This is a genomic window from Geminicoccus roseus DSM 18922 (assembly GCF_000427665.1).
GTDB lineage: Bacteria > Pseudomonadota > Alphaproteobacteria > Geminicoccales > Geminicoccaceae > Geminicoccus > Geminicoccus roseus.
The window spans coordinates 1,749,533-1,772,382 of record NZ_KE386572.1 but is presented as its reverse complement, the minus strand read 5'-3'; the positions used below and the strand labels follow the sequence as shown (position 1 = coordinate 1,772,382).

22 protein-coding genes and 1 riboswitch are annotated in these 22,850 nt (G+C 66.6%); of the genes, 2 read left to right on the top strand and 20 right to left on the bottom strand.

All coding sequences use genetic code 11. From position 1 onward, the window contains the following. Nucleotides 1-32: 32 nt before the first annotated feature. From metE to GEMRO_RS32560, 3 genes are all read right to left on the bottom strand, one after another. Nucleotides 33-2,324, bottom strand: a complete 2,292-nt coding sequence (gene metE / locus GEMRO_RS0109505) for a 5-methyltetrahydropteroyltriglutamate--homocysteine S-methyltransferase (RefSeq protein WP_027133792.1) — start codon at nt 2,322-2,324, stop codon at nt 33-35. Between the two features lie 249 nt (nt 2,325-2,573). Then, nucleotides 2,574-2,776: riboswitch (cobalamin riboswitch) on the bottom strand. Between the two features lie 64 nt (nt 2,777-2,840). Continuing rightward, nucleotides 2,841-3,731, bottom strand: coding sequence for an LOG family protein (locus GEMRO_RS28730; RefSeq protein ID WP_084507757.1), 891 nt, complete (start codon nt 3,729-3,731; stop codon nt 2,841-2,843). A 128-nt stretch (nt 3,732-3,859) separates the two neighbouring features. Beyond that, entirely contained in the window at nt 3,860-4,696 is an 837-nt protein-coding gene (locus tag GEMRO_RS32560) for a protein-L-isoaspartate O-methyltransferase family protein (protein WP_051328887.1), read from the bottom strand. Nucleotides 4,697-4,746: 50 nt separating this feature from the next. Here GEMRO_RS32560 and GEMRO_RS0109485 point away from each other — a divergent pair, with 50 nt between their 5' ends. Then, nucleotides 4,747-5,319: a D-sedoheptulose-7-phosphate isomerase gene (locus GEMRO_RS0109485; protein ID WP_205624941.1), complete on the top strand. Its 573-nt coding sequence runs from the start codon at nt 4,747-4,749 to the stop codon at nt 5,317-5,319. Between the two features lie 40 nt (nt 5,320-5,359). Next, nucleotides 5,360-6,520 carry a pyridoxal phosphate-dependent aminotransferase gene (locus GEMRO_RS0109480; protein WP_169728350.1) on the top strand — a complete coding sequence of 387 codons (1,161 nt, stop codon included), beginning with the start codon at nt 5,360-5,362 and terminating at the stop codon, nt 6,518-6,520. A 156-nt stretch (nt 6,521-6,676) separates the two neighbouring features. Here the strand turns inward: GEMRO_RS0109480 and GEMRO_RS0109475 are convergent, their stop codons facing one another. The 17 genes from GEMRO_RS0109475 to GEMRO_RS0109395 all read right to left on the bottom strand — a co-directional run bounded on the left by GEMRO_RS0109475 (nt 6,677) and on the right by GEMRO_RS0109395 (nt 22,812). Next, nucleotides 6,677-6,862 (bottom strand): hypothetical protein, encoded by a 186-nt coding sequence (locus tag GEMRO_RS0109475; protein WP_027133789.1) that lies wholly within the window; start codon nt 6,860-6,862, stop codon nt 6,677-6,679. A gap of 34 nt (nt 6,863-6,896) precedes the next feature. Continuing rightward, nucleotides 6,897-7,361: a DUF2934 domain-containing protein gene (locus GEMRO_RS28720; RefSeq protein WP_035485027.1), complete on the bottom strand. Its 465-nt coding sequence runs from the start codon at nt 7,359-7,361 to the stop codon at nt 6,897-6,899. Between the two features lie 444 nt (nt 7,362-7,805). After that, entirely contained in the window at nt 7,806-8,291 is a 486-nt protein-coding gene (locus tag GEMRO_RS0109465) for a hypothetical protein (RefSeq protein WP_157505524.1), read from the bottom strand. Nucleotides 8,292-8,402: 111 nt separating this feature from the next. Beyond that, nucleotides 8,403-9,299: a lipid kinase gene (locus GEMRO_RS0109460; RefSeq protein ID WP_027133787.1), complete on the bottom strand. Its 897-nt coding sequence runs from the start codon at nt 9,297-9,299 to the stop codon at nt 8,403-8,405. A 345-nt stretch (nt 9,300-9,644) separates the two neighbouring features. After that, on the bottom strand, nt 9,645-10,274 hold the full coding sequence (locus tag GEMRO_RS28715; RefSeq protein ID WP_084506763.1) for a sigma-70 family RNA polymerase sigma factor: 630 nt from the start codon (nt 10,272-10,274) through the stop codon (nt 9,645-9,647). A gap of 140 nt (nt 10,275-10,414) precedes the next feature. After that, nucleotides 10,415-12,100 (bottom strand): sensor histidine kinase, encoded by a 1,686-nt coding sequence (locus GEMRO_RS0109450; RefSeq protein WP_157505523.1) that lies wholly within the window; start codon nt 12,098-12,100, stop codon nt 10,415-10,417. 65 nt (nt 12,101-12,165) lie between these two features. Next, nucleotides 12,166-12,945, bottom strand: a complete 780-nt coding sequence (locus tag GEMRO_RS0109445) for a response regulator (RefSeq protein WP_027133785.1) — start codon at nt 12,943-12,945, stop codon at nt 12,166-12,168. A 69-nt stretch (nt 12,946-13,014) separates the two neighbouring features. Continuing rightward, a complete protein-coding gene (locus GEMRO_RS28710; RefSeq protein ID WP_240476652.1) occupies nt 13,015-13,371 on the bottom strand; it encodes a NepR family anti-sigma factor in 357 nt (118 codons plus the stop codon). Between the two features lie 116 nt (nt 13,372-13,487). Beyond that, nucleotides 13,488-13,679, bottom strand: coding sequence for a DUF1328 domain-containing protein (locus GEMRO_RS33410; protein ID WP_407645364.1), 192 nt, complete (start codon nt 13,677-13,679; stop codon nt 13,488-13,490). A gap of 309 nt (nt 13,680-13,988) precedes the next feature. Continuing rightward, entirely contained in the window at nt 13,989-14,168 is a 180-nt protein-coding gene (locus GEMRO_RS28705; protein ID WP_322100038.1) for an entericidin A/B family lipoprotein, read from the bottom strand. Nucleotides 14,169-14,303: 135 nt separating this feature from the next. After that, nucleotides 14,304-15,812, bottom strand: coding sequence for an FGGY-family carbohydrate kinase (locus GEMRO_RS0109425; RefSeq protein ID WP_027133783.1), 1,509 nt, complete (start codon nt 15,810-15,812; stop codon nt 14,304-14,306). A gap of 9 nt (nt 15,813-15,821) precedes the next feature. After that, nucleotides 15,822-16,991 carry a M20 family metallopeptidase gene (locus GEMRO_RS0109420; RefSeq protein WP_027133782.1) on the bottom strand — a complete coding sequence of 390 codons (1,170 nt, stop codon included), beginning with the start codon at nt 16,989-16,991 and terminating at the stop codon, nt 15,822-15,824. Next, nucleotides 16,988-18,559 (bottom strand): GMC family oxidoreductase, encoded by a 1,572-nt coding sequence (locus GEMRO_RS0109415; RefSeq protein WP_027133781.1) that lies wholly within the window; start codon nt 18,557-18,559, stop codon nt 16,988-16,990. The genes GEMRO_RS0109420 and GEMRO_RS0109415 overlap by 4 nt, the downstream gene beginning before the upstream one ends. A 22-nt stretch (nt 18,560-18,581) precedes the next feature. Beyond that, nucleotides 18,582-19,652: an ABC transporter ATP-binding protein gene (locus tag GEMRO_RS0109410; RefSeq protein WP_027133780.1), complete on the bottom strand. Its 1,071-nt coding sequence runs from the start codon at nt 19,650-19,652 to the stop codon at nt 18,582-18,584. A 14-nt stretch (nt 19,653-19,666) separates the two neighbouring features. Continuing rightward, complete coding sequence (locus GEMRO_RS34180) at nt 19,667-20,527, bottom strand: carbohydrate ABC transporter permease (protein ID WP_051328885.1); 861 nt, start codon at nt 20,525-20,527, stop codon at nt 19,667-19,669. Continuing rightward, complete coding sequence (locus GEMRO_RS34175) at nt 20,524-21,369, bottom strand: carbohydrate ABC transporter permease (protein WP_027133779.1); 846 nt, start codon at nt 21,367-21,369, stop codon at nt 20,524-20,526. The genes GEMRO_RS34180 and GEMRO_RS34175 overlap by 4 nt, the downstream gene beginning before the upstream one ends. Nucleotides 21,370-21,465: 96 nt before the next feature. Further along, the gene (locus GEMRO_RS0109395; RefSeq protein ID WP_027133778.1) at nt 21,466-22,812 is read right to left on the bottom strand and encodes an ABC transporter substrate-binding protein; all 1,347 of its coding nucleotides are present in this window, start codon (nt 22,810-22,812) and stop codon (nt 21,466-21,468) included. Nucleotides 22,813-22,850 lie beyond the last annotated feature (38 nt).

Sequence of the window (22,850 nt, the reverse complement as noted above, 5' to 3'; positions counted from 1 at the left end):
CGTTCGTCCTGAGGCCGCCGGCTGCGAGATCGTCATGCCGCCAGCCGGCGCCGCACGTTCCTTGCTGCCTGAACCAGATGAACCAGCGACTCTTCCGTCTCCGCCCAGCCACGCGTCTTCAGCCCGCAATCCGGGTTAGCCCAAAGACGGTCGGCAGGGATATGCTCGACAGCACGCAGAAGCAGGCCTTCCATTTCCGCGATGCCCGGCACGCGCGGGCTGTGAATGTCCCAGATGCCTGGCCCGATCTCGTTCGGATAGGTGGTTTCCACGAACGAACCCAGGAGCTTCATCGCAGAGCGCGCGGTCTCGATCGAGATCACATCCGCGTCGAGAGCGACAATTGAATCGATGATGTCGTCGAACTCCGCATAGCACATGTGGGTGTGAATCTGGGTGTCGTCGCGCACGCCAGAGGCGGCGAGCCGGTAGCACTCCACCGCCCAGGCGAGATAGGACGGCCTTGCGGCGCGGGTGAGCGGCAGCCCCTCGCGCAGGGCAGGCTCGTCGATCTGGATGATGCCGATCAGCGCCTTCTCCAGGTCGGCCACCTCGTCCCGGATCGCCAGGGCGATCTGCCGGCAGGTCTCCTGCCGCTCCTGGTCATCCCGGACGAACGACCACTGCAGGATGGTGACCGGGCCGGTCAGCATGCCCTTGACCGGCCGCGTGGTCAGCGACTGGGCGAAAGCCGCCGCCTCCACCGTCATCGGCGATGGCCGGGCGACGTCGCCATAGATGATCGGTGGCTTGACGCAGCGCGAGCCGTAGCTCTGCACCCAGCCTCCCGCAGTGAAGGCGAAGCCTGACAGGCGTTCCCCGAAATACTCCACCATGTCGTTGCGCTCGAACTCGCCATGTACCAGCACATCCAGGCCGATCGCCTCCTGGCGGCGGATCGCCTTCTCGGTCTCGGCCTGCAGGAACCGCTGATAGGCCGACGGCGCCATCGTGCGGTTGCGGAACGCCGCCCGGGCCAGGCGGACCTCCCTTGTCTGCGGGAACGAGCCGATGGTGGTGGTGGGGATCGGCGGCAGGTCGAACCGCGCCTGATGCAGGACCCGCCGCTCAGGATAGGGCGCGCCCCGCCGGGTCATCTCCGGGGTAATCGCCCTTGCCCTGGCCCGGATTGCCGGGTCGTGGACACGCGGCGATTCCAGCCGCGCGCGATGGGCTTCCCGGTTCGCTGCCAGCTCGGCAGCCACCGCTGACTGGCCCTGCTCCAGCGCGGCGCCGATCAGGGCCACCTCGGCCATCTTCTCCTCGCCGAACGCCAGCCACGAGCGCACATCCGGGTCGAGTGCGGTTTCCGTCGCCAGCCCGTAGGGCACGTGGAGCAGCGAGCAGGACGTGGCGATCGCCAGGCGCTCCGGGCCGATCTGCCCGGCGGCCCGCTCGGCGGCAGCGACCGCCCGGTCGAGATCGGTGATCCAGATATTGCGACCATCGACCAGACCCAGCGACAGATCGAGATCGGCCGGCAGACGTGCCAGGACGCGCTCCAGCTGATCGGGCCCCCGGACCAGGTCCAGGTGGAGGACATCGACCGGCAGGTCCAGGACCCGGTCGAGCAGGTCGGGCGCAATCTCGCCGAAATAGGGGGTCAGCCAGAGCGACAGGGATGGAGCCGCGGCGCGCAGCCGCCCATAGGCCCGGGTCAGGGCCGGACCGGTCCCCTCATCGGCGTCCAGGACCAGGACCGGCTCGTCAAGCTGCACCTCACGGACGCCGGACGAAGCCAGGTCCGCGAGCAGCGCCGCATAGGCTTCCAGCAGCGGATCGAGCAGGGCCGAGGTGGTGGCGGCCGGATCGGTCGGCTTGGAAAGCGCCAGGAAGCTCAAGGGTCCGAGCAGCACCGGCCGGGCGTCGTGTCCCTGTGCCATCGCCTCCTGGAAGAGCTCGACATGCTTCCGCCAGACATAGGCGAAGCGGGAGGCCGGCTGGAGTTCCGGGACGAGATAATGGTAGTTCGTGTCGAACCACTTGGTCATCTCGAGGGCCGCCACCCCTTGCCCGTCGGGGCGGCCGCGGGCCATGGCGAAGGCCAGGGCCAGGCGATCGTCCCGCAGGCCGGTGAAGCGGTCGGGGACCGCATCCAGGACCAGGGCCATGTCGAGAACATGGTCGTAGAGGGCAAAATCGCCCACGGGGATCTGGGAGAGGCCGGCCCGGACAGTCCGGCCGCGCAGGTCGGCACGGACCGCTGCGGCCTCCTCCAGGAGTTCCGCGGCCGAGAGCCTGCCGGCCCAGTGAGATTCCAGCGCGAACTTCAGCTCGCGCTTCGGCCCGATTCGCGGCAGGCCGAGAACTGTGGTGGTCACCATGAGAGGATCCAGACGATGAGGTCGCGCATCGACGAACCCGCCGTTCGCTTCAGCCGGCAGGCGGTTCATCGGGATGCGAAGATGGCGGGAAGGGCCGAGGGCGGCCGGCGCGACGCTCAGTCGTGCCGGGGCCGGCAAGGCGGCCCGAACTTCCTCACGATCGTCGGGATACGGAGTTGAGAAACAGGCGCCGGAGCGCAGTCGTCGATCACGGTCGGACCTCCCGCCGGGACACCCCGCCCGGCGCATGTGGTTGCACGATCGACGGCAGGTCTCCTGGCTCGCGGGTCCTCACCGATCCCCGACCTTCCCGGTTGCCCAGTGGTCATGCGTGGAGATCGATTCGCCGCTTACAGTTACGGGGGTAGCCAGGGACTGATGCCGGCTAGCCGGCACGCACCCTGTTCCCTCTTGCATCCCCTCTTCGGGGAACCGTCGATGAGGTCATGATAGACGGTCCAGGCAGGACGTCCAGGAGGATCATCCTCCTGACCGCCCTGCTCCAAGAACGCCCGCTCAGACCTTGCCGCGGCCAACCCGCTTCATCGGGTTGTTCAGGTGGTAGTCGGCGACGATCTGGAATGCCTGGTCGGGATCGTCGACGAACTGGAACAGGTCCACGTCCTCCGGGCTGATCATCCCTTCCTCGACCAGCATCTCGAAATTGATCAGCCTGCTCCAGAACGCGCTGTCGAACAGCAGGACCGGCATGCGGCGGCTCTTGCCCGTCTGAATCAGGCACAGGGTCTCGAACAATTCGTCGAGCGTGCCGAAGCCGCCAGGAAAAGCCACCAGCGCCCGCGCCCGCATCAGGAAATGCATCTTGCGCAGGGCGAAGTAGTAGAACTGGAAACTCAGTTCCGGTGTCAGGTAGGGGTTCGGCGCCTGCTCGTGGGGCAGCACGATGTTGAGGCCGGCGGTCTGGGCGCCCGCCTCGTAGGCACCGCGATTGGCGGCCTCCATGATGCCGGGACCGCCGCCGGTGACGATGGTGAGCTCGCGGCCGGGATGGGCGGCGCTGAACTCCGCGGCGAGCTGGCCGAACCGCCGGGCGGCCGCGTAGCCGCGGGCATGGGTGGCCAGACGCCGGGAGATGGCCAGGGCCCGCTTCAGCTCCAGATTGTCCGGGTCGCCGGCATGGGCGGCCTCGGCGGCCTTCATCGCCGCCTCGGCGCCATCCTCGTTGGGCACCCGGGCGCTGCCGAACACCACCACGGTGGCGTCGATACCGTGCTCTTCCAGGATCAGGTCCGGCTTCAGCAGCTCCAGCTGGAAGCGCAGCGGACGCAGGTCCTTGCGCAGCATGAAGTCCGGATCGAGATAGGCCAGCCGGAAGGAGGGCGAGCGGGTCTGCGGCGTATCGGCGGGATGCGCCTCGGGGCCACCGGCCATCCCGTCCGGGCTCATCGGCGCATCGCCAGGGTCATGGGGGTCGAAAGGATCGGGGCGGCTCATCGGGGTCAGGCAGATCCGGCTGGTGGCGGGCAGAAGGTCACCTCTGGGTGCACGCTATCCCCGCCTTGGTAAAGAATCTCTTAGCGAACCGACGACTTGGCACTCATGACATGGCCCTGGAAACCGTAGAGACGCTCCGCTGGCGTGGTTTCCGCCGCAGGACGCAGGCTGCGGATCTTCCACAGCGCTTCCGGATCGGCCCGGCGCACCCCGTCCAGCAGCCGCTCCTCGCGCGGATCGCGGAACCCGGTGGCCGGGAAGATGGCGACCCCGCTCAGCGGGGTGACCTCGAAACAGGCCGGAGCGCGGACGAGCAGCAGGAAGACGCCGGCATGGTCCGCGCCGGTGAACGGCGCGGCGATCCGGCTCCCCGGCCCCTGGCCATCCAGCCAGGCAGGAGGCAAATGGGTGACGCCACAGCTGAACACGATACGGTCGAAAGGCAGTTCGCTCGGGTCGACCCGATCGGCGGCCAAAACTTGAGCCTGCGGCCGGTCAACCAGGGCAGCCCGGGCACGCTCCGCCAGGTCCGGCTCCGCCTCCAGGCCGATGATCGATCCGGTAGGCCCCACCAGTTCGGCGAGGATCGCGGTGTAGTAGCCGGTGCCGGTCCCGATATGCAGGACCCGGTCCCCAGGGCGGATCTCGAGCCGGTCGAAGACGAACGCCCAGAGCTGCGGCTCGCCGTTGTTGATGCCGCGGGCCGGATCGATCGCGACGAGGACATCCTGGTAGAGTGCCGCCGGATCGGCGCAGTCCTCCAGGGCACCCGTGCTGCCCACGATCTTCCAGGGCGGCGGCCCCAGGAAACGCTCCCTCGGGACGGCGGCAAACGCCGCCTCGATGCGCGGATCGCGGGCCCTTGCGGCGGAAACGACGGCGCGTGCGTAGACGGCCCTGGTCTCTGCGTTCACCATGGCCGGCGGTATAGCACGGCATGGCGGCAGCGAAGGAAGCCTCGGGCAAGATGATCGAGATGGGTTGGCAGGACTGGGCCGAGCAGAGCAGGCGGACCCTGGCGGACGCGATGGCCGCGATCGGCGAGGAGCAGGTGGCGGCGGCTGTCGACGCCATGGTGGCGGCGCTTGCCGCCGACCGGCCGATGCTGATCTGCGGCAATGGCGGCTCGGCCGCCGACAGCCTGCATTTCTCCGGGGAGCTGGTCGGCCGGTTCAAGCGCGACCGGCGGGCCTACCGGGTCATGTCGCTGGCGGCGGACCCGGTGTTCCTGACCGCCTGGAGCAACGACGCCAGCTTCGAGGATGTCTTTGCCCGGCAGGTCCAGGCGCACGGAGCCGAAGGAGGGGTCCTGGTGGGCTTCACGACCTCCGGCCGGTCCCCCAACGTGCTGGCGGCCTTCCAGGCGGCGAGGGAGCGCGGCATGGCCACGGTGGCGCTGACCGGCCAGGCCGGCGAGGCGCTGGAGGGCCGGGTCGACCACCTGTTCGCGGTGCCTGCGACCGACACGGCCCTGGTCCAGCAGATCCATCTCATGCTCTACCATCACTGGTGCCGCGTGCTGGAAGCCCGGCTCGCCTGAGCAACGTACCGACACAATGTTCGATCGAGGTATTCCTGGCATGGGTCCGATCCGGCAGTTCGTCCTGGATCTCCAGCCGTCCGGCATCGGGCAGATCGCCCATGAAGGCCTGGACGATCCGGAGGTCATTCCGCTCTGGTTCGGCGAGAGCGACCTGACCTCGCCGCCCTTCGTCAACGAAGCGGCGAAGAGGGCGCTGGACGAGGGCAAGACCTTCTACAACTGGACCCGCGGCCATCTGCCGGTGCGTGAGGGCCTGCTGCGCTATCACCAGAAGCAGTACGGAATCGAGCTGGACCCGGACCGGGTGTCGGCACCGGGCTCGACCATGCTGACGGTGATGATCACCTGCCAGTGCCTGGTCGAGCCGGACGACGAGGTGATCCTGGTCTCGCCCTACTGGCCGAACATCCGCACCGTGGTGGAGGTGCTGGGCGGCCGCACCGTCGACGTGCGGCTGCGGGAAGGGCCCGAGCGCTGGTGGCTGGACCTGGACGACGTCAAGCGCGCCATCACGTCCAGGACCAAGGCGGTCTACGTCAACACGCCGTCCAACCCGACCGGCTGGGTGATGTCGCGCGAGGAGCAGGTGGCGCTGCTGGCGCTCTGCCGCGAGCGGGGCCTGGCGATCATTTCCGACGAGGTCTACCACCGCAACGTGTTCGTCGGCCAAAGCCCGGCCCCGTCCTTCGTCACCCTGGCCGAGCCGGAGGAGCCGGTGTTCGTGCTGAACGGCTGGTCGAAGGGCTGGGCGATGACCGGCTGGCGGCTTGGCTGGATGGTGCATCCCAAGCAGCTGGCCGTGCCGATCACCGTGCTTTCCGAGGTCAACAACACCGGCGCCACCGCCTTCGTCCAGTATGGCGGACTGGCGGCGCTGGAGGAGGGCGACGCCTTCGCCGAGGAGTTCGTGGCCCGCTGCGCCCGCAACCGGGCGCTGGCGATGGAGATCCTGGGGAACCACCCCAAGCTCGACCTTCTGAGCCCGGAGGGCGCCTTCTACCTGTTCCCGAAGCTCAATCTGCCGATCAGCGGCCTGGACTTCGCCCGGCGGCTGCTGCGCGAGGAGAAGGTCGGCACCGCGCCCGGCTTCACGTTCGGGGAAGGCAACGAGCAGCACCTGCGGATCTGCTTCGCCCTGTCGACCAGCCGCCTGGAGGAGGCGTTCCACCGGATCCGCCGGCTGCTCGACCGGATCTGAGCCGGGCTGAGAGAACGATGACGCCGCCATCCTGCAGGATCGGCGGCGTCAGGCTGGAGCCGAATGTGCGAGCGAGGAGCACCAGGGCCGGATTTTTTCCGCTGCGGACAGCGGCAGCCGCGCCAGGACGATCCTCTCGATCCCAGCAGCCGCCCGTCAGCGCTTCTGCTCTTCCTTCTCGTGCTCCTTCTGCACCGATTCCGGGATGCCGGTGGTCCCGTGCGTCACCGACGGCGGATCGCTGGCCGGAAAGGTCTCGTCGAGCGCCTCGTCCAGATCCGCCTCGTCGACCTTGCCCTGCTTGTCGTCTGGAAGCGGCTGGCGCTTATCCTGGCCACTCATCATCAAGTTCCTCTCGATCCTAGGGACTGCCGGCTCAGAGCGTATCCACCGAACTCGACTTCATCTTGGACTTCCGCGCCTTGGGTGCTGCGGTCGTGCCGGTCTTGGTGGGTGTCGCTGGCTTCTTCGCCTCATCGGCGCGCTTGGCCTTCGGCTTGGCCTTGGCCTTGCCGGTTGCGCCGGTCGACGCCTTGCCCGGCCCGGAGATATCAGACCCGGAATGGGCCTCCTCCTTCTCGGCATGAACCGGGGGAAGCTCGTCGGTCTTGGTGGCCGGCTCCTCCAAGGGGCGATGATCCTCGATCACGGAGCCCTGCCTGGGCTTGCCGATGGTCTCTGCCGCGTCGACCTGAAGCATGTTGTAGCTGGCCTGCTGCTCCGCATCGATCTGACGGACGGCCTCGGCCCAATGCTCGTGCTCCCGGCCCTCCGGCCGGTCCTGATCGATCCAGATCTGGTAGGCCCGCTCCCGGATCCGTGCTTCCCGATCGTCCGACATTCTCCACTCCTCCTCGCCTTGTCCAATCAACACAGAAGCCATCCGCCCGTTCCCAGGGAGCCACACCTTCCACACGGGCACCGGACAAGGACTAACCGGCCGCCGCATCATGCGTGGGGCTGCATCGGACGCAAAGAAGGAAGGTCCTGGCCGGGGAGCGGCGGCTTTTAGGACAGGCATCATCCGCCGCTCGTTCCGAAGGCTACCACCCATCGACGGCCGGGTTGAGCGGTGCTGGAGGAGAGATGAGGCGGGCCCATACGGGCCTGGTGGTCAGGGATACAAGTGGCCCCAAAGCGCGCAGCCCGTGGCGAGAGGAGGATCCGTGTCGGGGCACCAGGAACGGGCCAACCGGGAAACGAGCAGGTCGGACGACAAGAAAGGGAGAGCCTCGCGGCTGCCCCCTCCAACATTCTTCGATGACCGGTGGCCCGAGGTGCCTGCTCAGTGCAGGACGGCACCGGCGAACTCGGGGCACTTGTCGACCGAGACTGGCGCGTAGTCGCGGCCTGCCGGGGCAGCCGCCACGCTCTCCAGCTCCAGCGCCGCGCGAAAATGCCGCACCTCCTCGAACGCCCGAGCCAGCAGACGGGCCAGTTCCGGATCCTCGATGCCCGCCCGCAGCGAGAAGCCCAGATGGCGCTCGAGCCTGCCCTCGGCTTCCAGCACGGAAGCGAGATTGACCGGCACCTTCTCCTCGGTGGGAACCGTCTTCAGCTTGTTCTGCAGGTCGGTGGGACGTACGCCATAGTCGATCAGGCAGCGCATCAGGCTCTCGAACAGCTCGATCCGCCGCGCATAGGCCTGCCCCCACTGCTTGGCGCCGACCCCGTCGATCTCTTCCACGATGTGCCGAGCCAGCCGATGGCAGGACAGCAGCGAATCGCGAGCGAGCATGAGGGTTAAAGCGGCACGACGCTTGGGGTGCATGATGGCCGTTCCTCGTCTTCCGTTCGGGCGTCAAACCGGTGGTGCTGGAATCCGCACGCACGGTCGTCTCAGCATCCCGTTGCACGTACCCCAGTCGCAGTCCTTAACATCTCATATACGCGACGGTTCCACTTCAGGAGGAACAAGGACCTCCAGTGCGCCCGGTAGCACCTCGAACCGCACCGGGGTGCGCGTGACGATTTCCCCATCGGCCGTGACCGTGCGCGACCGGGAGGTATGCACCTCGAACCAGCTGGCCGAGCGCGTGGTGGTGCGCTCGGCAGCGCGATGGCGGCCGGCCCGCCAGGCGAACATGTTGAGAAACAGGTGCCAGAGCGAGCGGGGTGCGATGCTGTAGAGCCAGAGCAGGCCATCGTCGATCCGGGCGTCCTCGTGGATCACCATGCCGCCACCGTAGAAGCGCCCGGCACCTACCGCGAGCTGTACGGAACGCACGCGCAGGACCTCGTCGGGGAGCCGGATCTCCGCGCGGAATGGGCGAAGGCGCGACAGAGCCCGCCAAGCCGCGATCGGGTATGCCAGGATGCCGAACTGGCGCTTGAGATCGCCGTTCAGAGAGCGTGCCACCTCGACGCTCAGCCCCATGTTGGCGACGTTGACGAACAGCTTGCCATTCGCCCGTCCCAGATCAATCCGCCGCCGCGCGCCGGTGCGCACGAGCCCCGCGACCTCGAGCGGATCGCCGGGCAGGTCCAAGGCGCGGGCCAGATCATTGGCGGTGCCGAGCGGGATCACCAGCAGGGGCAGGCCTGTGTCGAGCAGACCCGGCAGCGCGGCATGAACCGATCCGTCGCCGCCGCCTACCACCACGGCATCGATCTGCCCGGCATATTCCCGGATCAGGTCGGCGGGATCGGACTTGCCGTTCCCTTCGGGAAGGATCACCGCCACGTCATCGGCGGCGAACACCTCGCACAGTTCCTCCCGGAAGGCGGCACCGCGGCGGCTGTTCGGATTGATGAGCAGCAGGACCGTGGCTTCAGGCAAGCACCGTCTCCACCGCGGGGCAAAAGCCGGGCCCGTCGCAGGCTGTGGTCGGCCGCCCGACGTGACCGGCCGGGATGATGGTTCCTGGCATGAAGGCCGCCCTGGCCCGAACTGCCGACATCCGCGTCCCGCTCCCTCTGCCACTGCCCGCGGACCGGCTTTCCGCAAAAGCCCCGAAACAGCCGGATGCGGGACGGGGGCGAGCCAGCCCGAGCCCGAATGGTCCGCCCGAAGAACCTGCAGAACCGATCACCGTTCCACCTGCACAGCCCATGGCGGCCATCCCAACGCAAAGAGACGCCCGAAGGCGTCTCTTGGAAAAAGCAGCACGCAAAACGGGAAGCGTCAGTTCCAGGACCGACCCGTGCGGCGGACGAGGTCGTCGTGGACAGCCTGGGCGACTGCCAGGCGGCGGGCCTCGTTCGGCACCTCGGTGTCCACCCGCGGCGCCGCACGCCGGACCGGCACCTTGGCGGCATCAACCGGCAGCTCCCCCTCCAGCACCATCTTCTTCAGGATGGCGCGGGCACGGGCGACACGGCTCTTCACGGTGCCAACCTCGCAGCCGCAGATCTCGGCGATCTTCTCGTAGGGAAGCTCGTGGACCGTCGCCAGCACCAGCACCTCACGATGGGTGGGGCTCAGATGGCGGAAGGCGCGGCGGAAGGCGTCCAGCTCGATCGAGCTTTCCTGGTAGGCGGGCTGCCACCAGTGATTCTCGATGGTCTCGTCCTGCTCGACCTCGGAGGTGACGTGCTTGCGGCTGATCACGCTGTGGAAGCGGTTGCGCAGGATGGTGAACATCCACGCCTTCAGGTTGGTGCCTTCCTGAAACTGCGCCTGCGCCTGAAGCGCATTCACCATTGTATCCTGCACCAGATCGTCGGCGAGAGCACTATTACCGGAGGTCAAGCTTCGTGCGAATGCCCGCAGATGCGGCAACAGCGCGACGATATCCTGCCGGAAAACTGACATGAGTCGTTCGCTCCCTCGTTCGACGTTCCCCGGCAGCCCCCATGGAGAAGCACGACCAGGATGATGCTCTGTCCTGCGATCAACGGCCGGAGACGTCTCCGGTTCCCGCAAAACTTTCGAATTCGGTTGAAGGCGTCACCTTACGCCGTAGCGGGGGTGAACACCAGCGAGGTGCGCGTTCCCCGCTCGTCGCTCTCGCTGACCAGCTCCCCGCCGATCTGGCGGGCGAACATCTGCACGAGCTTCAGCCCCATCCCGCCCGCTACGTCCGAGTTGCGGCCGACACGGCTGGCCTGGGTGCCGATGCCGTCGTCGGAGATGGTGAGGCGGACCTGGTGGTCGGCGATCCGCTCCAGCCGCACCTCGATGCAGCCTTCCCGATCGCGGGGGAAGGCATGCTTGACGGAGTTGGTCAGCAGCTCGGTGCAGAACAGGGCCAGCGGCGTGGCCTGATCGCTGACCACCACCACGGGATCGAGTGCCAGGGTCAGGGTCACCCGGGGCGACAGGTCGGCGGAGAGGTCATGGACCAGCGAGCTGAGTTCCTCCAGCAGCTCGTCGAGCGACACCTGCTTCAGGTCCGGCCGCTCGTAGAGCTTGCGGTGCACGAGCGCCAGCGCCTTGATGCTGAGCTGCGCTTCGCGCATCGCCCGCTGCGCCTGGGTGTTGCGCAGGGACCCGGCACGCAGGTTCAAGAGGCTGGTGACGATCTGCAGGTTGTTCTTGACCCGGTGGTGGATCTCCCGGAGCAGGAGGTCCTTCTCCTGGAGGGAGGCCTGCAGGAGTTCGTCGCGCTCGCGGATCTCCTTGGCGGCCCGGGCGAATGCCTGCGCCAGTTCCCCCAGTTCCTCGGGCGCACCTTCCAGCATCAAAGGCGGCATCTCGCCCTCCCGGCGCCACTGGCGGACCGCCCTGGCCAGCTTGAGCAGGGGACGGGTGATCAGGATGTCGGTCGCCACCCACACCACGAAGACCGAGAGGAACAGGATCGAGGTCGGCAGGAGGATACCGCTCTGGAACCGGGCATCCAGCCAGCCCCAGGGTTCGACCGGCAGGCCTGCGACCACCATCGTCTGCATGCCGGGAACGTGGCTCGGACGGGCGAGGAACTGCCAGGCTCGCCCAGCCTTGCTCGCCCAGACTTGCGGGACCATCGGATGCTCCAGCAACCGGCGGACCGTCTTCTCGTCCAGGCCGACCCGGTCGAGATCCCCCCGGCTGGTGGCGATCACGCCGTCGCGGTCCACCACCGCCGCCACCGCGTCGGCGGGAAGCTGGACCGAGCGCGGCAGGGCGATCAACGCTTCCAGGCTGAGGCCGGCGCTGAGAGTGCCGCGGAACTGATCGTCCGGGCCAAGAACCGAAGCGCCCACGACGAGGGTCGGACCGGTGAGTGGGTGCCGCCCGATCAGGACGCCGCTGGACGTGATGCGACCCGTCCCCGTGGCCAGTTCCTGAAACCAGCGACGGTCGGCGTAGGAGATGCCCTGGGCATCCGGCCAGGAACTGCAGACCACGTTGCCGTCTCGGTCGGCACGGTTGAGGGTCAGAAACAAGGCGTTCTGCTGGGTTTCGACTTTCAGCGCCTCGTTGCACGCGTCCAGATCGGCACCGACGATGGCGGGTCGCGCCGAGAGACTGAGGAGGAGGCGGGTCGCCTGCAGCGCCACCTGATCGTGGTACCCCCCGATCAGCGCCAGGGTGCGCTCCAGCGTGGCCCGTTGCCGCTGCTCATCCTCCTTGAGCACCCGCATCGCCTGCGCCACGGCGAAGGCCGTCGGCACCAGCAGCACGAGCGCCACGATCAGGGCCAGCCGTCCCTTCAACCCACGCAGCCGGGCCGGAAGCCACCGGGCCAGCAATTGGGAGGATGGCGCACCAGGCCGGGTGGTCACGCCGCAGCGGTCGCGAGCGCCTGGGAGATCGACACCGCCAGCGTATCCGCGTCGAATGGCTTGGTGATCAGGAAGGTCGGTTCCGGGCGCTGACCGGTGAGGAGGCGCTGAGGAAAGGCAGTGATGAAGATCACCGGCACCGTCATGTGCTCCAGGATGTCGGTGATTGCGTCAATGCCGGAGCTGTCGTCGGCGAGCTGGATGTCGGCCAGGATCAGCCCCGGCCTCTCCTCGCGAGCCTTGGCCACCGCTTCGGCCCGCGTGGCGGCAAAGCCGACCACCTGATGGCCGTGGCGCTCGCAGATCCCCGCAAGGTCGAGCGCGATGATCGGCTCGTCCTCGATGATCATGATCCGGGTCGGACGCTGGTCGCGCAGATCGTTCTTCGCCAGGACCAGGAGCTGCTCGGCTTCCGCCTGGGAGATTTCCAGGATCAGCCCGATCTCGTCGGTGGAGAAACCTTCCAGGACGGAGAGCACCAGGGCCTGACGGCGTGCGGGCGCGATCTCACGCACCCGGTGATCCAGGATGGCGTCGTTGGCAATCGGCGCCGCGAACATGGCCTCCGCTTCCGGCTGGTCGTTCCAGCTCCGCGTGAGCGTCCGGAACAGGAGCGTGCGCAGGGGGAGCCCACCACTGTTGCCGCGGTCGGTCAGCAGCCGTTCGAGACATCGTTGGACCTGAATATCGCCACGCCGCTGGTCGCCGGTGATCGCACGCGCGTACCGACGCAGGTAAGGCAGGGACTGGGCGATCTCCGCCGCCATGGACGCCATTTGAACTTCCCCCGAACAACTCCCGCCTCGATGCCGCGTCGAGGCGCAATCTGACAAGCCACGACACGCTCAGTTCTGGTCGTCGTCGCCCTGGGGCTTCTCATCGAACTGCAACAGGAGACTGGCGAGCTCGTCGGGAATCTTCTCGTTCAGGACCGGATCATAGAGCTGATGGAGCCGGCGATCGAGCCAGCGGTCGTAATCGCTCTCCGTCGCCGAACGCTGCTTGCCTCCGCGGGGCGTGAAGGTCTTGCTACTCGCCGGGCGACGCTGGTTCGACGAACTCGACAAGGCCCAGCCCCTTCTCGACACAAGTTGCTCAGGAAAAAGCAGCCACGCAGGTGAATTGTGACCAGCGAGGGTTTCACGCCTACAACGCTTCGGTTGCGGCGTGTCCATCTTGATGGAAACGGTGCGTGTACTCAAGGCGGCCCCTCGCTGACGGCCCGCAAGCGTAACAGGCCGTCAACTCAACGGCTGAGGCTCCGGGAGGTTCCCCTCCTGCACCGCACAACTGATATGCCAGTGCTCGTCCGCCACCGTCAGTCGCGGACGAGGTAGGCACAGAAAGTCGCTGCCACCATCAGAAGAAACACGAAGAACAGCATCTTCGCTATGCCCACGGACACAGAAACCACACCAGCGAACCCGATGATGCCTGCGATCAGGGCAAAGAAGAAGAACAACAATGTCCAGCACAGCATCGGAGCGCCCTCTGGTCGAACAGCTTCCACGAAGCCCGAGCCACACGTGCTTCACCAAAGGCGAGGCGGCGACAGGGTTCCGAGCAACAGCTTTGCCGCCAACTATTCGCTTTCGTCCTGGGAACCGCATGCGGTGTATAGACGTTTCGATCGCGACCGGATGTGATGCCGGTACGTTTCAACCCTCCCTCGAGTTCCGGGCCGCCCGCCATCCCCCCCAGGCAGGCGGCCCGTTCTTTTTGTTCCATCGTGGACATTCGACAGAAAAAGGGGCGGCTCCTTCTCTGGGAGCCGCCCCTCATTTCGTGGGGATCAGCGTCGGATCCGAGCCAAGCTGGCTCAGTCCTGGGCGTCCTCCGCTGCGTCGTCGATCGCGTCGCCGCCCTGCGAAAGGTCCTCGCCGGCGCCTTCGATCATGTTGCAGGCCGACAGCGTGCCCAGGCTCAGCAAGAGAGCCAGCGCCATCGCGAAACGCGTGAACTTCGTCCTGGAACTGATCGACATGGCATCGCCCGACATCTTGCTCTCCAACAATCGTCAATCGTCATGATTGGTTCGTGCGGAAAACCGTCCAGCATGCGCGCGGTTCCGGACGTCGGGCGGGATGCGGAAAGTGCAGCTCCTTGACGTGTCGCGAATGACAGATCGACGGGCTTATGCCTGGCCTGCAGCGTCCGGCCGGTGAAAGAACGGCTGCAGGGCCGGGTAGAGCGCGCGATAATCCGCATAGGCCCGACGGTAGACGTCGGCATGCGCCGGGTTCGGCTCGATCAGGCGGCCGTGCCGGCAAAGCCGGGTGATATCGGCCCAGGCAACCTCGCAACCGGTGCCGACCGCGGCCACCCAGGCTGCCCCGACGCAGGAGCCGTGGTGGTTCTCGAGCAGGCGGATCGGTTCCTGGAGGATGTCGGCCTGGATCTGCATCCACAGCCGGCTCTTGGCGCCGCCGTCCGAGGCGAAGTAGCGGCGCGGCGCATGGCCGATCTCGCGCAGGACCTCGACATGGTGGAGCTGCGCCAGGGCGAAGGCTTCCAGCGTGGCGCGCCAGATATGGCCGGACGTGTGGTTCAGGCTCAACCCGGTCAGCGTGCCCCGGGCCAGCGGGTCGTGGATGGGGGTCTTCTCTCCCAGGTAATAAGGAAGGCAGGTCAGCCCCTCGCTGCCGGGCGGCACCGCCTCCGCCAGCCGGTCCAGCGCCTGATGGGCGCTTTCGCCCTCAAGCCGCTCATGGGCCAGCACCGTCGCCAGCCAGTTCAACCCGGATCCACCCGATGCCATGCAGCCGTTCGGCGCGTAGAGGCCGGGGATCAGGTGGTAATCGGTATAGAGCCTTGCATCCGGGACGAGCAGGTCGGTCGCGATGATGATGTCGGCGGAACCGCCATACTTCAGGAGGACATCGCCGCGGGCGATGATGCCCGCCGCCAAGGTCGAGCACATATGGTCGGCCGCACCGCCCATCACCGGCAGGCCGGGCGGCAGGCCGGTCGCCGCCGCGACCTCCGGCAGGATCGTCCCCAGCACCTCGTGCGGTACCGACTTGGCCGGGATCGCGCCGCGCGGGACATGGGCCAGCGCCACCAGCCGGTCGTCGATGGCATGGGTGGCAAGGTCGATGAAGCCGGCCTCGAGTGCCCAGTTGTGCTCGGCGACGCGCTTACCGGTCAGGCGCCAGTTGATGTAGTCGTAGGAGCCGAACACGGTGGCAATGCGCCTGAAGACTTCGGGCTCGTGCTTCTCGATCCAGCGCAGCTTGGTGGCGACGATCTGCTGGTTCACGCCGTTGCCGGTGGTCTTCAGGAACCAGTCCTGGTCGACCTCCGCCGCCAGTTCCTCGACCTCGGCGCTGCAGCGTGCGTCGCTCTGCTGGATGGCCGGGCGCAGGACGTTGCGGGCCTCGTCCAGGAGGATCACCGCCGGCAGCATGCCGGTGACGCAGATGCCCTTCAGCTCGGCTTCCCGGCCTGCGACATGGCCGGCAAGCTCGCGCAGGATGGAGCAGGCATTCGCCCACCATTCCTCCGGGTTCTCCTCCGCCCAGCCGGGATGGCGCGCCGAGAAGGTGACGGGCCTGCTCACCACCGCCACGATGGTTTCCGGCAACTCGACCAGGATGCCGATCGTCGAGGTGGTGCCGATGTCGAGGCCGATCACGAGGCTCATGGGATCACTTCAGGCAAAGTGGCGGGCAATGTCGACCAGCATCCGGGCAGCGGTCGTGACCTCGGCGATCGGCACGAACTCGTCGGCCGTATGGGCCTGATCGATCGAGCCCGGGCCGAAGATGATGGTGGGCACACCGGCCGTGGTGAGCTTGGTGGCGTCCGAGCCGTAGGGAACGCCGATGAGGTCGTCCGGCAGGCCGCGGGCGCGGCAGGCGGCGCGGGCGGCCTCGGCGATCAGGGCGTTCGGCGCCACCTCCATCGAGATGGAATCGATGAAGGGCGGGTGCATGGTGATCCCGGCACCCTGCGGCAGGTTCTCCGCAAAGGAGCGGACCGCGGCGTCGATCTCGCGCCAGGCATCCTCGCCGGTCTCGCCCGGAAGGGTGCGGCGGTCGAAGGTCATGACGCAGCGGGCCGCCACGGTGTTCGGCCCCTGCCCCCCTTCGATCATGGTGCATACCAGGCTCGGCTGGCCGACCAGATCGTGGGAGCGCAGGCGCAGTTCCGGATCCACGGTCAGGCGCAGATGGGCCAGCAGGTCGGTGGCGATGGTGATCGCGTCGATGCCCTCCTGCGGCTGCGAGGTGTGCGCCGCCTTGCCGCGCACCTCGATGGTCCAGCGCACGCAGCCCTTGCAGGCGGTCACGACCTGCAGGGAGGTCGGCTCCCCGGCGATCCCGCCGATCAGGCCTTCCTTGCGGTGCAGGTGGTGGAGGACCCCGGTGAACTGGAACTCCTCGTCGACCGCGGCCACGAACTCGACATCGATCTCGGGCGGGTTTGTCGCCAGCTCGCGCATCGCCAGCAGCATCATGGTGATGCAGGCCTTGTCGTCCACCGCCCCCCGTCCATAGAGGCGGCCGTCGCGCACGACCGGCGTGAACGGCTCGATGCTCATCCCCGACACCTGCACGGTGTCCATGTGGCACTCGAACACGATCCGGCGGCCGTTGGCGTTCCTGCCTTTCAGCGTCGCCAGCACGTTGGCGCGGCCGGGCAGGACCTCGTCCTGCTCCGGCACGAGGCCCATGCCTTCCAGGCGCCGGGCGACCTCGTGGCCGACCTCGGCCTCGCCGAACCATTCCGCCGGATCGTTGGCCTGGCGGAAGGCCGGGTTGACCGAGGGGATCCGGACCAGGGCGGAAAGCAGCTCGATGACGTCGTCGTCGGTGATCATGCCCGGCGCAGTTCGTCGGCCATCTTCTCGCCGATCATGATCGTGGAGAGATTGGTGTTGGCCTGGCAGTCCAGCGGCATGATCGAGGCATCGACCACCCGCAGGCCGGTGAAGCCGCGCACCCGGCAGTGCGGGTCGATCACGCTCTTGCGGTCGTCATAGTCGGCCGGCCCCATGCAGCAGCCGCCGGTGCCGTGCTGGGCGTCGGAGGAATGCTCCAGGAGAAAATCATCGACCTTGTCGTCGCTGGCGCCATCGAGCCAGGACAGCGGCAGGTCGGTATCGGCCAGGAGGATTTTCTCGCTGATCCGCTGGACCGCCTCCTGCTTCGCGATCTCGCCCAGACGCCGGTAGGCCAGGCGCATCCGGGCCAGATCGGTCGGATCGTCCAGCATGTTCTCCTCGACGATCGGCTGGGCGAACGGATCGGTGGAGGACAGCTCGACGCTGCCGCGGCTCTTGGCCTCCATCAGGATCAGGTTGAGCATCGCCTCGCCGAACTGGGCGCTGTCGCTCTCCACCCCGATGCCGCCATGGTTCATCGCGATCAGCAAGATGTCCTGCGGCACCCCGCCGGGCACCCCTGAGCTCATCTTCACGCAGCAATTGGTGTGGCGCTCGTCCGGATCGGTCGCCTTGAACTCCTGTTTGAGCTTCAGCTCGAACCGGCAATAGGGATGGTCGAAGAAGCCCTGCCCGACCGGCAGGTCGGCCACGACGTCGATGCCGTGCCGCTTCAGGAGCCCGGCCGGGCCGATGCCCGACCGCTGCAGGATCGGCGGCGAGTGGATGGCGCCTGCCGAAAGGATCACCAGCGGGGCGTGGAAGTCCTGCCGCTCGCCCCTGACGATGGCGCTGACGCCGGTGGCCCGCTTGCCGTCGAGCAGGACCTTGTCGACGTTGGCGTCGCCCAGGATGGTCAGGTTCGCGCGGCCCCTCGCCGGCTCAAGGTAGCCGTCGTTCACCGAGACGCGCTTCCCGCCCCGGTTGTTGATCGCATAGGTGCACACGCCGTCGGCATCCGGGGCGTTGGAATCGTCGTGCCAGGGATGGCCCAGCGCCATCGCCGCCTCGCGCAGTGCCCTGTCGACATTGCCCCAGCTTTCCACGGGCGCCCGGTGGATCGGGATCGGGCCTCCCTTGCCGTGGTGCTCGGCGGCGACCGGATCGTCCTCCAGGCGGTTGAAGTAGGGCAGCACGCCGGCGGCCGACCAGCCCTCGCAGCCCATTTCGGCCCAGCGGTCGAAGGCGTGCAGGACGCCGCGGATGGCGATCTGGCCATTCACGCTGGACGACCCGCCCATGCCCTTGCCGCGCCAGTAGATGCGATGGTCCTGCCTCTTGGTGCGGCGCGACTTCAGGTCGGCGTACATGAACTGCTTCTGGAAGCGCTCGGGCAGCAGCAGGTTGAACGGGTTCGGGCTCTGCATCTCCGGCGGCGCGTCGGCGCTGCGATAGTCCAGGCCGGCCTCCAGGAGCAGCACGTTGCGGCCGGAGTCCTCGCTCAACCGGGCGGCCAGGACAGCGCCGGCGGAGCCGGCGCCGACGACGATCACATCGTAGTTCATGAATGCATATCCGTGCGAAAGATCAGGCCGCCCGGGCAACCGGATCAAGGGTCCGTTTTCCGTCGGCGCCGAACAGCAGGCACCTGGCCGGATCCGGCACGATGCTCAGCCGCTCGCCGACCCGGGCGGTCCAGCCGGGTGCCACCAGCGCGCGGATCTTGGCGCCCTGCTCGTCATCGGCGATCAGCACCGATTCGCGACCTAGATGCTCGACGGCGTAGACCGTCACCGGCATGGCGGATGGGGTGCCCGGTTCCACGACCGCGACGTCCTGGGGACGAACGCCCAAAGTCACCTTGCCGGACACGCCGGTCACTGGCACCGCCAGCTGGCCCCGGCGGAAGAACCCGCCGCTGACCTCGCCCTCGATCAGGTTCATCGGCGGCGATCCCAGGAAACCCGCGACGAACACGCTGGCCGGGGCGTTGTAGATCTCGTCGGGCGTGCCGACCTGCTCCAGGCGGCCGCCGTTCATCACCGCAATCCGATCGCCCATGGTCATGGCCTCGACCTGATCGTGGGTCACGAACACCGTGGTGGTGCCCAGGCGCTTTTGCAGGTTCACCAGTTCCGCACGCAGCGCCAGCCGCAAGGCGGCATCGAGGGCCGAGAGCGGCTCGTCCAGAAGGAAGACGGACGGTTCGCGCACGATCGCCTTGGCCGTTGCGACGCGCTGGCGCTGCCCGCCGGACAGGTGCCCGGGCAACTTGTCCATGAACGGCTCGATCTCCAGCATCCTCGCCGCCTCGGCGATCCGGCGCTTCCGGTCGGCGTCGCTGACCTTGCTGTGCCGGAGGCTGGTCTCGATGTTCTTGCGCACGGTCAGGTGCGGGTAGAGCAGCGAGGACTGGAACACCATGGCGATGTTGCGCTCGTGCGGCGGGATTGGAGTGACATCCACCTCGTCGAACAGGATCCGGCCGGAGGAGGCGCTCTCCAGGCCGGCGATCATGTTCAGCGTGGTCGTCTTGCCGCAGCCCGAGGGGCCGAGCATGATGAGGAATTCGCCGTCAATGATCCGGAGGTCCAGCGACTCGACGGCGACAAAGGCACCGAAGGTCTTGCGAAGCTGCTGAAGTTCGATCTTGGCCATCGGGTCTCTTCATTTCACCGTACGGGGTCGACCAGGCTCATCTCGGTCACGTGCCGCTGCAGGAAGTAGGCGAACAGCGCCGGCGGAAGGATCGTGATGATGATCGAGGCCGCGAGGTTGCCGGGCTCGGGATACTGGAACAGGAAGCCAGAGATCGCTGTCGCCAGGGTGTTGGCGGAGGTGCCGTTCACCAGCATCAACGCATAGGTGTACTCGTTCCAGGCGAACAGGAACGAGATGACCGCCGCGACAGCCACACCGCTCTTGGCCAGCGGGATCACCAGCGTGACGAAACAGGCCAGCCGGCTGTAGCCGTCGATCCGGGCCAGCCGCTCGATCGGCGGCATGTTGCGGAAGTAGCCGATCAGCATCCAGGCCACGAACGGCACGGTGATCGTGAGCGTGACGATGATCAGGCCGGTAAGCGTCCCGGACAGGCCGAGCCGGACATACATCGCGTAGAACGGGATCAGCGTGGACACCGGCGGCAGCGCCACGGCCAGGAGAATCGCGAACAGGAGCTTGTTCTTGTGGCGGAACTCCAGGCGCGCGAACACATAAGCCAGCGGCAGCACGATCACGAGCGTGATGAGGGTAACGATCACGCTGACCAAAAGGCTGTTGATCAGGCCACGGATGATCTGGTTCGCCTGGCCCGAGGCGAGGGTTTCGAAGCCGGCGGCGTAGGTATAGCCGTAGCCAAAGATGTTGTAGAAGGCGCCCGGCTCGAAGCTGGCCGGCACCAGCGGCTGCGGGAACAGCCGGATCTGGTCCGGCGTCATGAACGCCATCCGGCAGAACCAGTAGATCGGGAACAGCGACCAGACGATCGCCACCAGGATCGCCAGCGGCAGGAAGATCGAGCGTTTTGTCATTGGCGCGACACCCTGCGGCCCCAGACCAGGAAGAGAAGGAAGGTCGAGCCCAAGATCAGGAACAGGAGGAAGAACGACATCGCGGCGCCGTAGCCCAGGTTCAGATCTTTGAAGCTGCGCTTGTAGATCTGATAGGTGAGCGTCGCCGAGGCGGTGCCGGGACCCCCACCGGTCATCACGAAGATCATGTCGAACAGCTTCATGGACAGCACGGTCGTGATCGAGGCGAACACGAACAGGCTGAACTGGAGCGGCGGCAGCGTGACGTAGCGGAAGGTCTCGAAGCTTGTCAGCCGGTCGATCGCCGCCAAGTCGTAGAGCCGCTTCGGGATCGTCTTCAGGTTGGCCAGGATGAAAAACGCCACCAGGGGCGCCATCAGCCAGGCGTTGGCCACGGCCAGAACTTCGATCACCGTCGCCCGGGTCATGAAGTCCACCGCCGAATCGTAGCCGAGCGCGAAGGAGAGCGAGGTGAAGACGCCGGTCTGGCCCTTGACGAGCTGGGCGAACATCAGGCCTGCGCCGTAGGCCGAGACGCACCACGGCAGGAAGATCACCGTCCGGATCAGGCCTGCTGCAGGGAAACGCTGATTCAGCAAGAGCGCCAGCAGGAGGCCCAGGATCATGGTGAGGACCACCGATTCGATCGTGAACCGGACCGTGATCCATGCCGAGTTCCAGAAACCCTTGTCGTAGAGAACCTTCTCAAAGTTCTCGATCCCGGCAAAGGTCGCCCGATAACCTCCAAAGAACACAATCTTGTGGAGGCTCATGTAGATGGCGTACCCCAGAGGATACGCCACCACCAGTACCAGGAAGATGAAGACGGGCAGCCCGATCACGAGAGCGAAGCGTGTATCCGATACCTCGCGCCGCATCTTTCTTGGAGCGGCGACGGCTTCGACCGGCTGTCCAGTGCTGCCCGCAGCCATCATGGCTCAGATACCGTACTTGTCGTTGAGTTCTTCGATCTTGGCCGTCATGGCCTCCAGCATCTCGACGATGTCACCGTCGTCGAGCAGGAAGGACGCCAGATTCTCCTTGAGCCAAGGATTGAACTCTTCAGACCATACCACACTCCACACGCCCTTCGGGAACGGCGTGTTCTGGTAGACGTCAAGGATGGCCTTGTAGTCCTCCGGACGGGCGATCGCGGCTTTGATGCGCTCCTCGGTCTCGGGCGATTCCATGACCGACCGGTAGCCGGAGAACAGCATGTTCTCCTGCATCCAGCGCTTGGCGACGTAGAAGTCGCCCGTATGATCCTTGTAGCCGTACCAGGAGGTGAACTTCTTGACGTCCTCGGTGAGCGCCTCGCTGCGCTCGCGGTTGCTCATCAAGTAGATGCCGGAGTCGATGATGCCCCAGGGCTGGCCGGCGAAGGGCAGCAGGCTGGTCTGGCCCGCGACCTGGGAGCGCTCCGGGCTGTTGAAGGTGGCAATGTCGTAGATCTGCTGCGGGCTGAAAATGTAGCGTCCCGAAGCGAAGGCATCGATGTAGCCGGCTTCGTTGTAGGTAAAGACCTCCTCCGGAACCATGCCGGAGTTCCAGAGCTTTTTCCACGCAGCCAGGGTCTTGTAATACGGACCATCCTCGTCGGTGGTGATGGTCGGCTCATGGGTCTCCGGGTCGGCGATCGTGCCGCCACGGTTCATGACCTCGAGCACGAAGCCCCAGGAGATGCCGAACCACTCGTTGAACCAGTGCGGCAGGAACGGGCGCTCCACGCCCTTCTCCTGCAGCGCGTAGATCTGGTCGTACAGCTCGTCCCAGTTCTTCGGATAGTCGGCCGGGCTCATCCCGGCCTCTTCATAGGCCTTCAGGTTGACCACGATCGTGCCGCGGGTGCTGGCGAAGTAGGACAGGCCGAGTTGCTTGCCCTTGTAGCTCCAGGCATCCAGCAGGTTGGGCAGCATGTCCGCCTTGATCTGCTCGTAGTTCGGCAGCTCGTCCATGGGGACAATCCAGCCGGCATCGAAGTAGCGGGCAGCCGACGACGGATTGGCGTAGAGCATGTCGAGCTCGGCATTCGCCATCAGGTTCTGCTCCATCAGCGCCGGATAGTCGCCGGTCACTGTGGCGTAGTCGACGTGGCCGCCAAGTTCCTGGTTGTAGCGCTCAACGTTGGACTGCACCACGTCGGTGCGGAACTGCCAGCCGCGCATGAAGACCGTCTCGCCGCTGGTCGGCTTCAGGTCCATGTCCTGGGCGAGGCCGCGCGAGGTCCCACTCAGCAACGCCATGCTGGCGGCACCCGCCAGCAGTCCGAATTCACGCCGTTTCATGTATCCTCCGCTTCATCGACAGGACTGAGGCTCGCAAT

What these genes read in the sequence shown, in the direction of transcription:
- metE (WP_027133792.1), bottom strand. Translation starts at nt 2,324, where the DNA reads ATGGTGACCACCACAGTTCTCGGCCTGCCGCGAATCGGGCCGAAGCGC.
- GEMRO_RS28730 (WP_084507757.1), bottom strand. Translation starts at nt 3,731, where the DNA reads ATGAGCCCGGACGGGATGGCCGGTGGCCCCGAGGCGCATCCCGCCGAT.
- GEMRO_RS32560 (WP_051328887.1), bottom strand. Translation starts at nt 4,696, where the DNA reads ATGGTGAACGCAGAGACCAGGGCCGTCTACGCACGCGCCGTCGTTTCC.
- GEMRO_RS0109485 (WP_205624941.1), top strand. Translation starts at nt 4,747, where the DNA reads ATGATCGAGATGGGTTGGCAGGACTGGGCCGAGCAGAGCAGGCGGACC.
- GEMRO_RS0109480 (WP_169728350.1), top strand. Translation starts at nt 5,360, where the DNA reads ATGGGTCCGATCCGGCAGTTCGTCCTGGATCTCCAGCCGTCCGGCATC.
- GEMRO_RS0109475 (WP_027133789.1), bottom strand. Translation starts at nt 6,862, where the DNA reads ATGAGTGGCCAGGATAAGCGCCAGCCGCTTCCAGACGACAAGCAGGGC.
- GEMRO_RS28720 (WP_035485027.1), bottom strand. Translation starts at nt 7,361, where the DNA reads ATGTCGGACGATCGGGAAGCACGGATCCGGGAGCGGGCCTACCAGATC.
- GEMRO_RS0109465 (WP_157505524.1), bottom strand. Translation starts at nt 8,291, where the DNA reads ATGCACCCCAAGCGTCGTGCCGCTTTAACCCTCATGCTCGCTCGCGAT.
- GEMRO_RS28715 (WP_084506763.1), bottom strand. Translation starts at nt 10,274, where the DNA reads ATGTCAGTTTTCCGGCAGGATATCGTCGCGCTGTTGCCGCATCTGCGG.
- GEMRO_RS0109445 (WP_027133785.1), bottom strand. Translation starts at nt 12,945, where the DNA reads ATGGCGTCCATGGCGGCGGAGATCGCCCAGTCCCTGCCTTACCTGCGT.
- GEMRO_RS28705 (WP_322100038.1), bottom strand. Translation starts at nt 14,168, where the DNA reads ATGTCGGGCGATGCCATGTCGATCAGTTCCAGGACGAAGTTCACGCGT.
- GEMRO_RS0109425 (WP_027133783.1), bottom strand. Translation starts at nt 15,812, where the DNA reads ATGAGCCTCGTGATCGGCCTCGACATCGGCACCACCTCGACGATCGGC.
- GEMRO_RS0109420 (WP_027133782.1), bottom strand. Translation starts at nt 16,991, where the DNA reads ATGATCACCGACGACGACGTCATCGAGCTGCTTTCCGCCCTGGTCCGG.
- GEMRO_RS0109415 (WP_027133781.1), bottom strand. Translation starts at nt 18,559, where the DNA reads ATGAACTACGATGTGATCGTCGTCGGCGCCGGCTCCGCCGGCGCTGTC.
- GEMRO_RS0109410 (WP_027133780.1), bottom strand. Translation starts at nt 19,652, where the DNA reads ATGGCCAAGATCGAACTTCAGCAGCTTCGCAAGACCTTCGGTGCCTTT.
- GEMRO_RS34180 (WP_051328885.1), bottom strand. Translation starts at nt 20,527, where the DNA reads ATGACAAAACGCTCGATCTTCCTGCCGCTGGCGATCCTGGTGGCGATC.
- GEMRO_RS0109395 (WP_027133778.1), bottom strand. Translation starts at nt 22,812, where the DNA reads ATGAAACGGCGTGAATTCGGACTGCTGGCGGGTGCCGCCAGCATGGCG.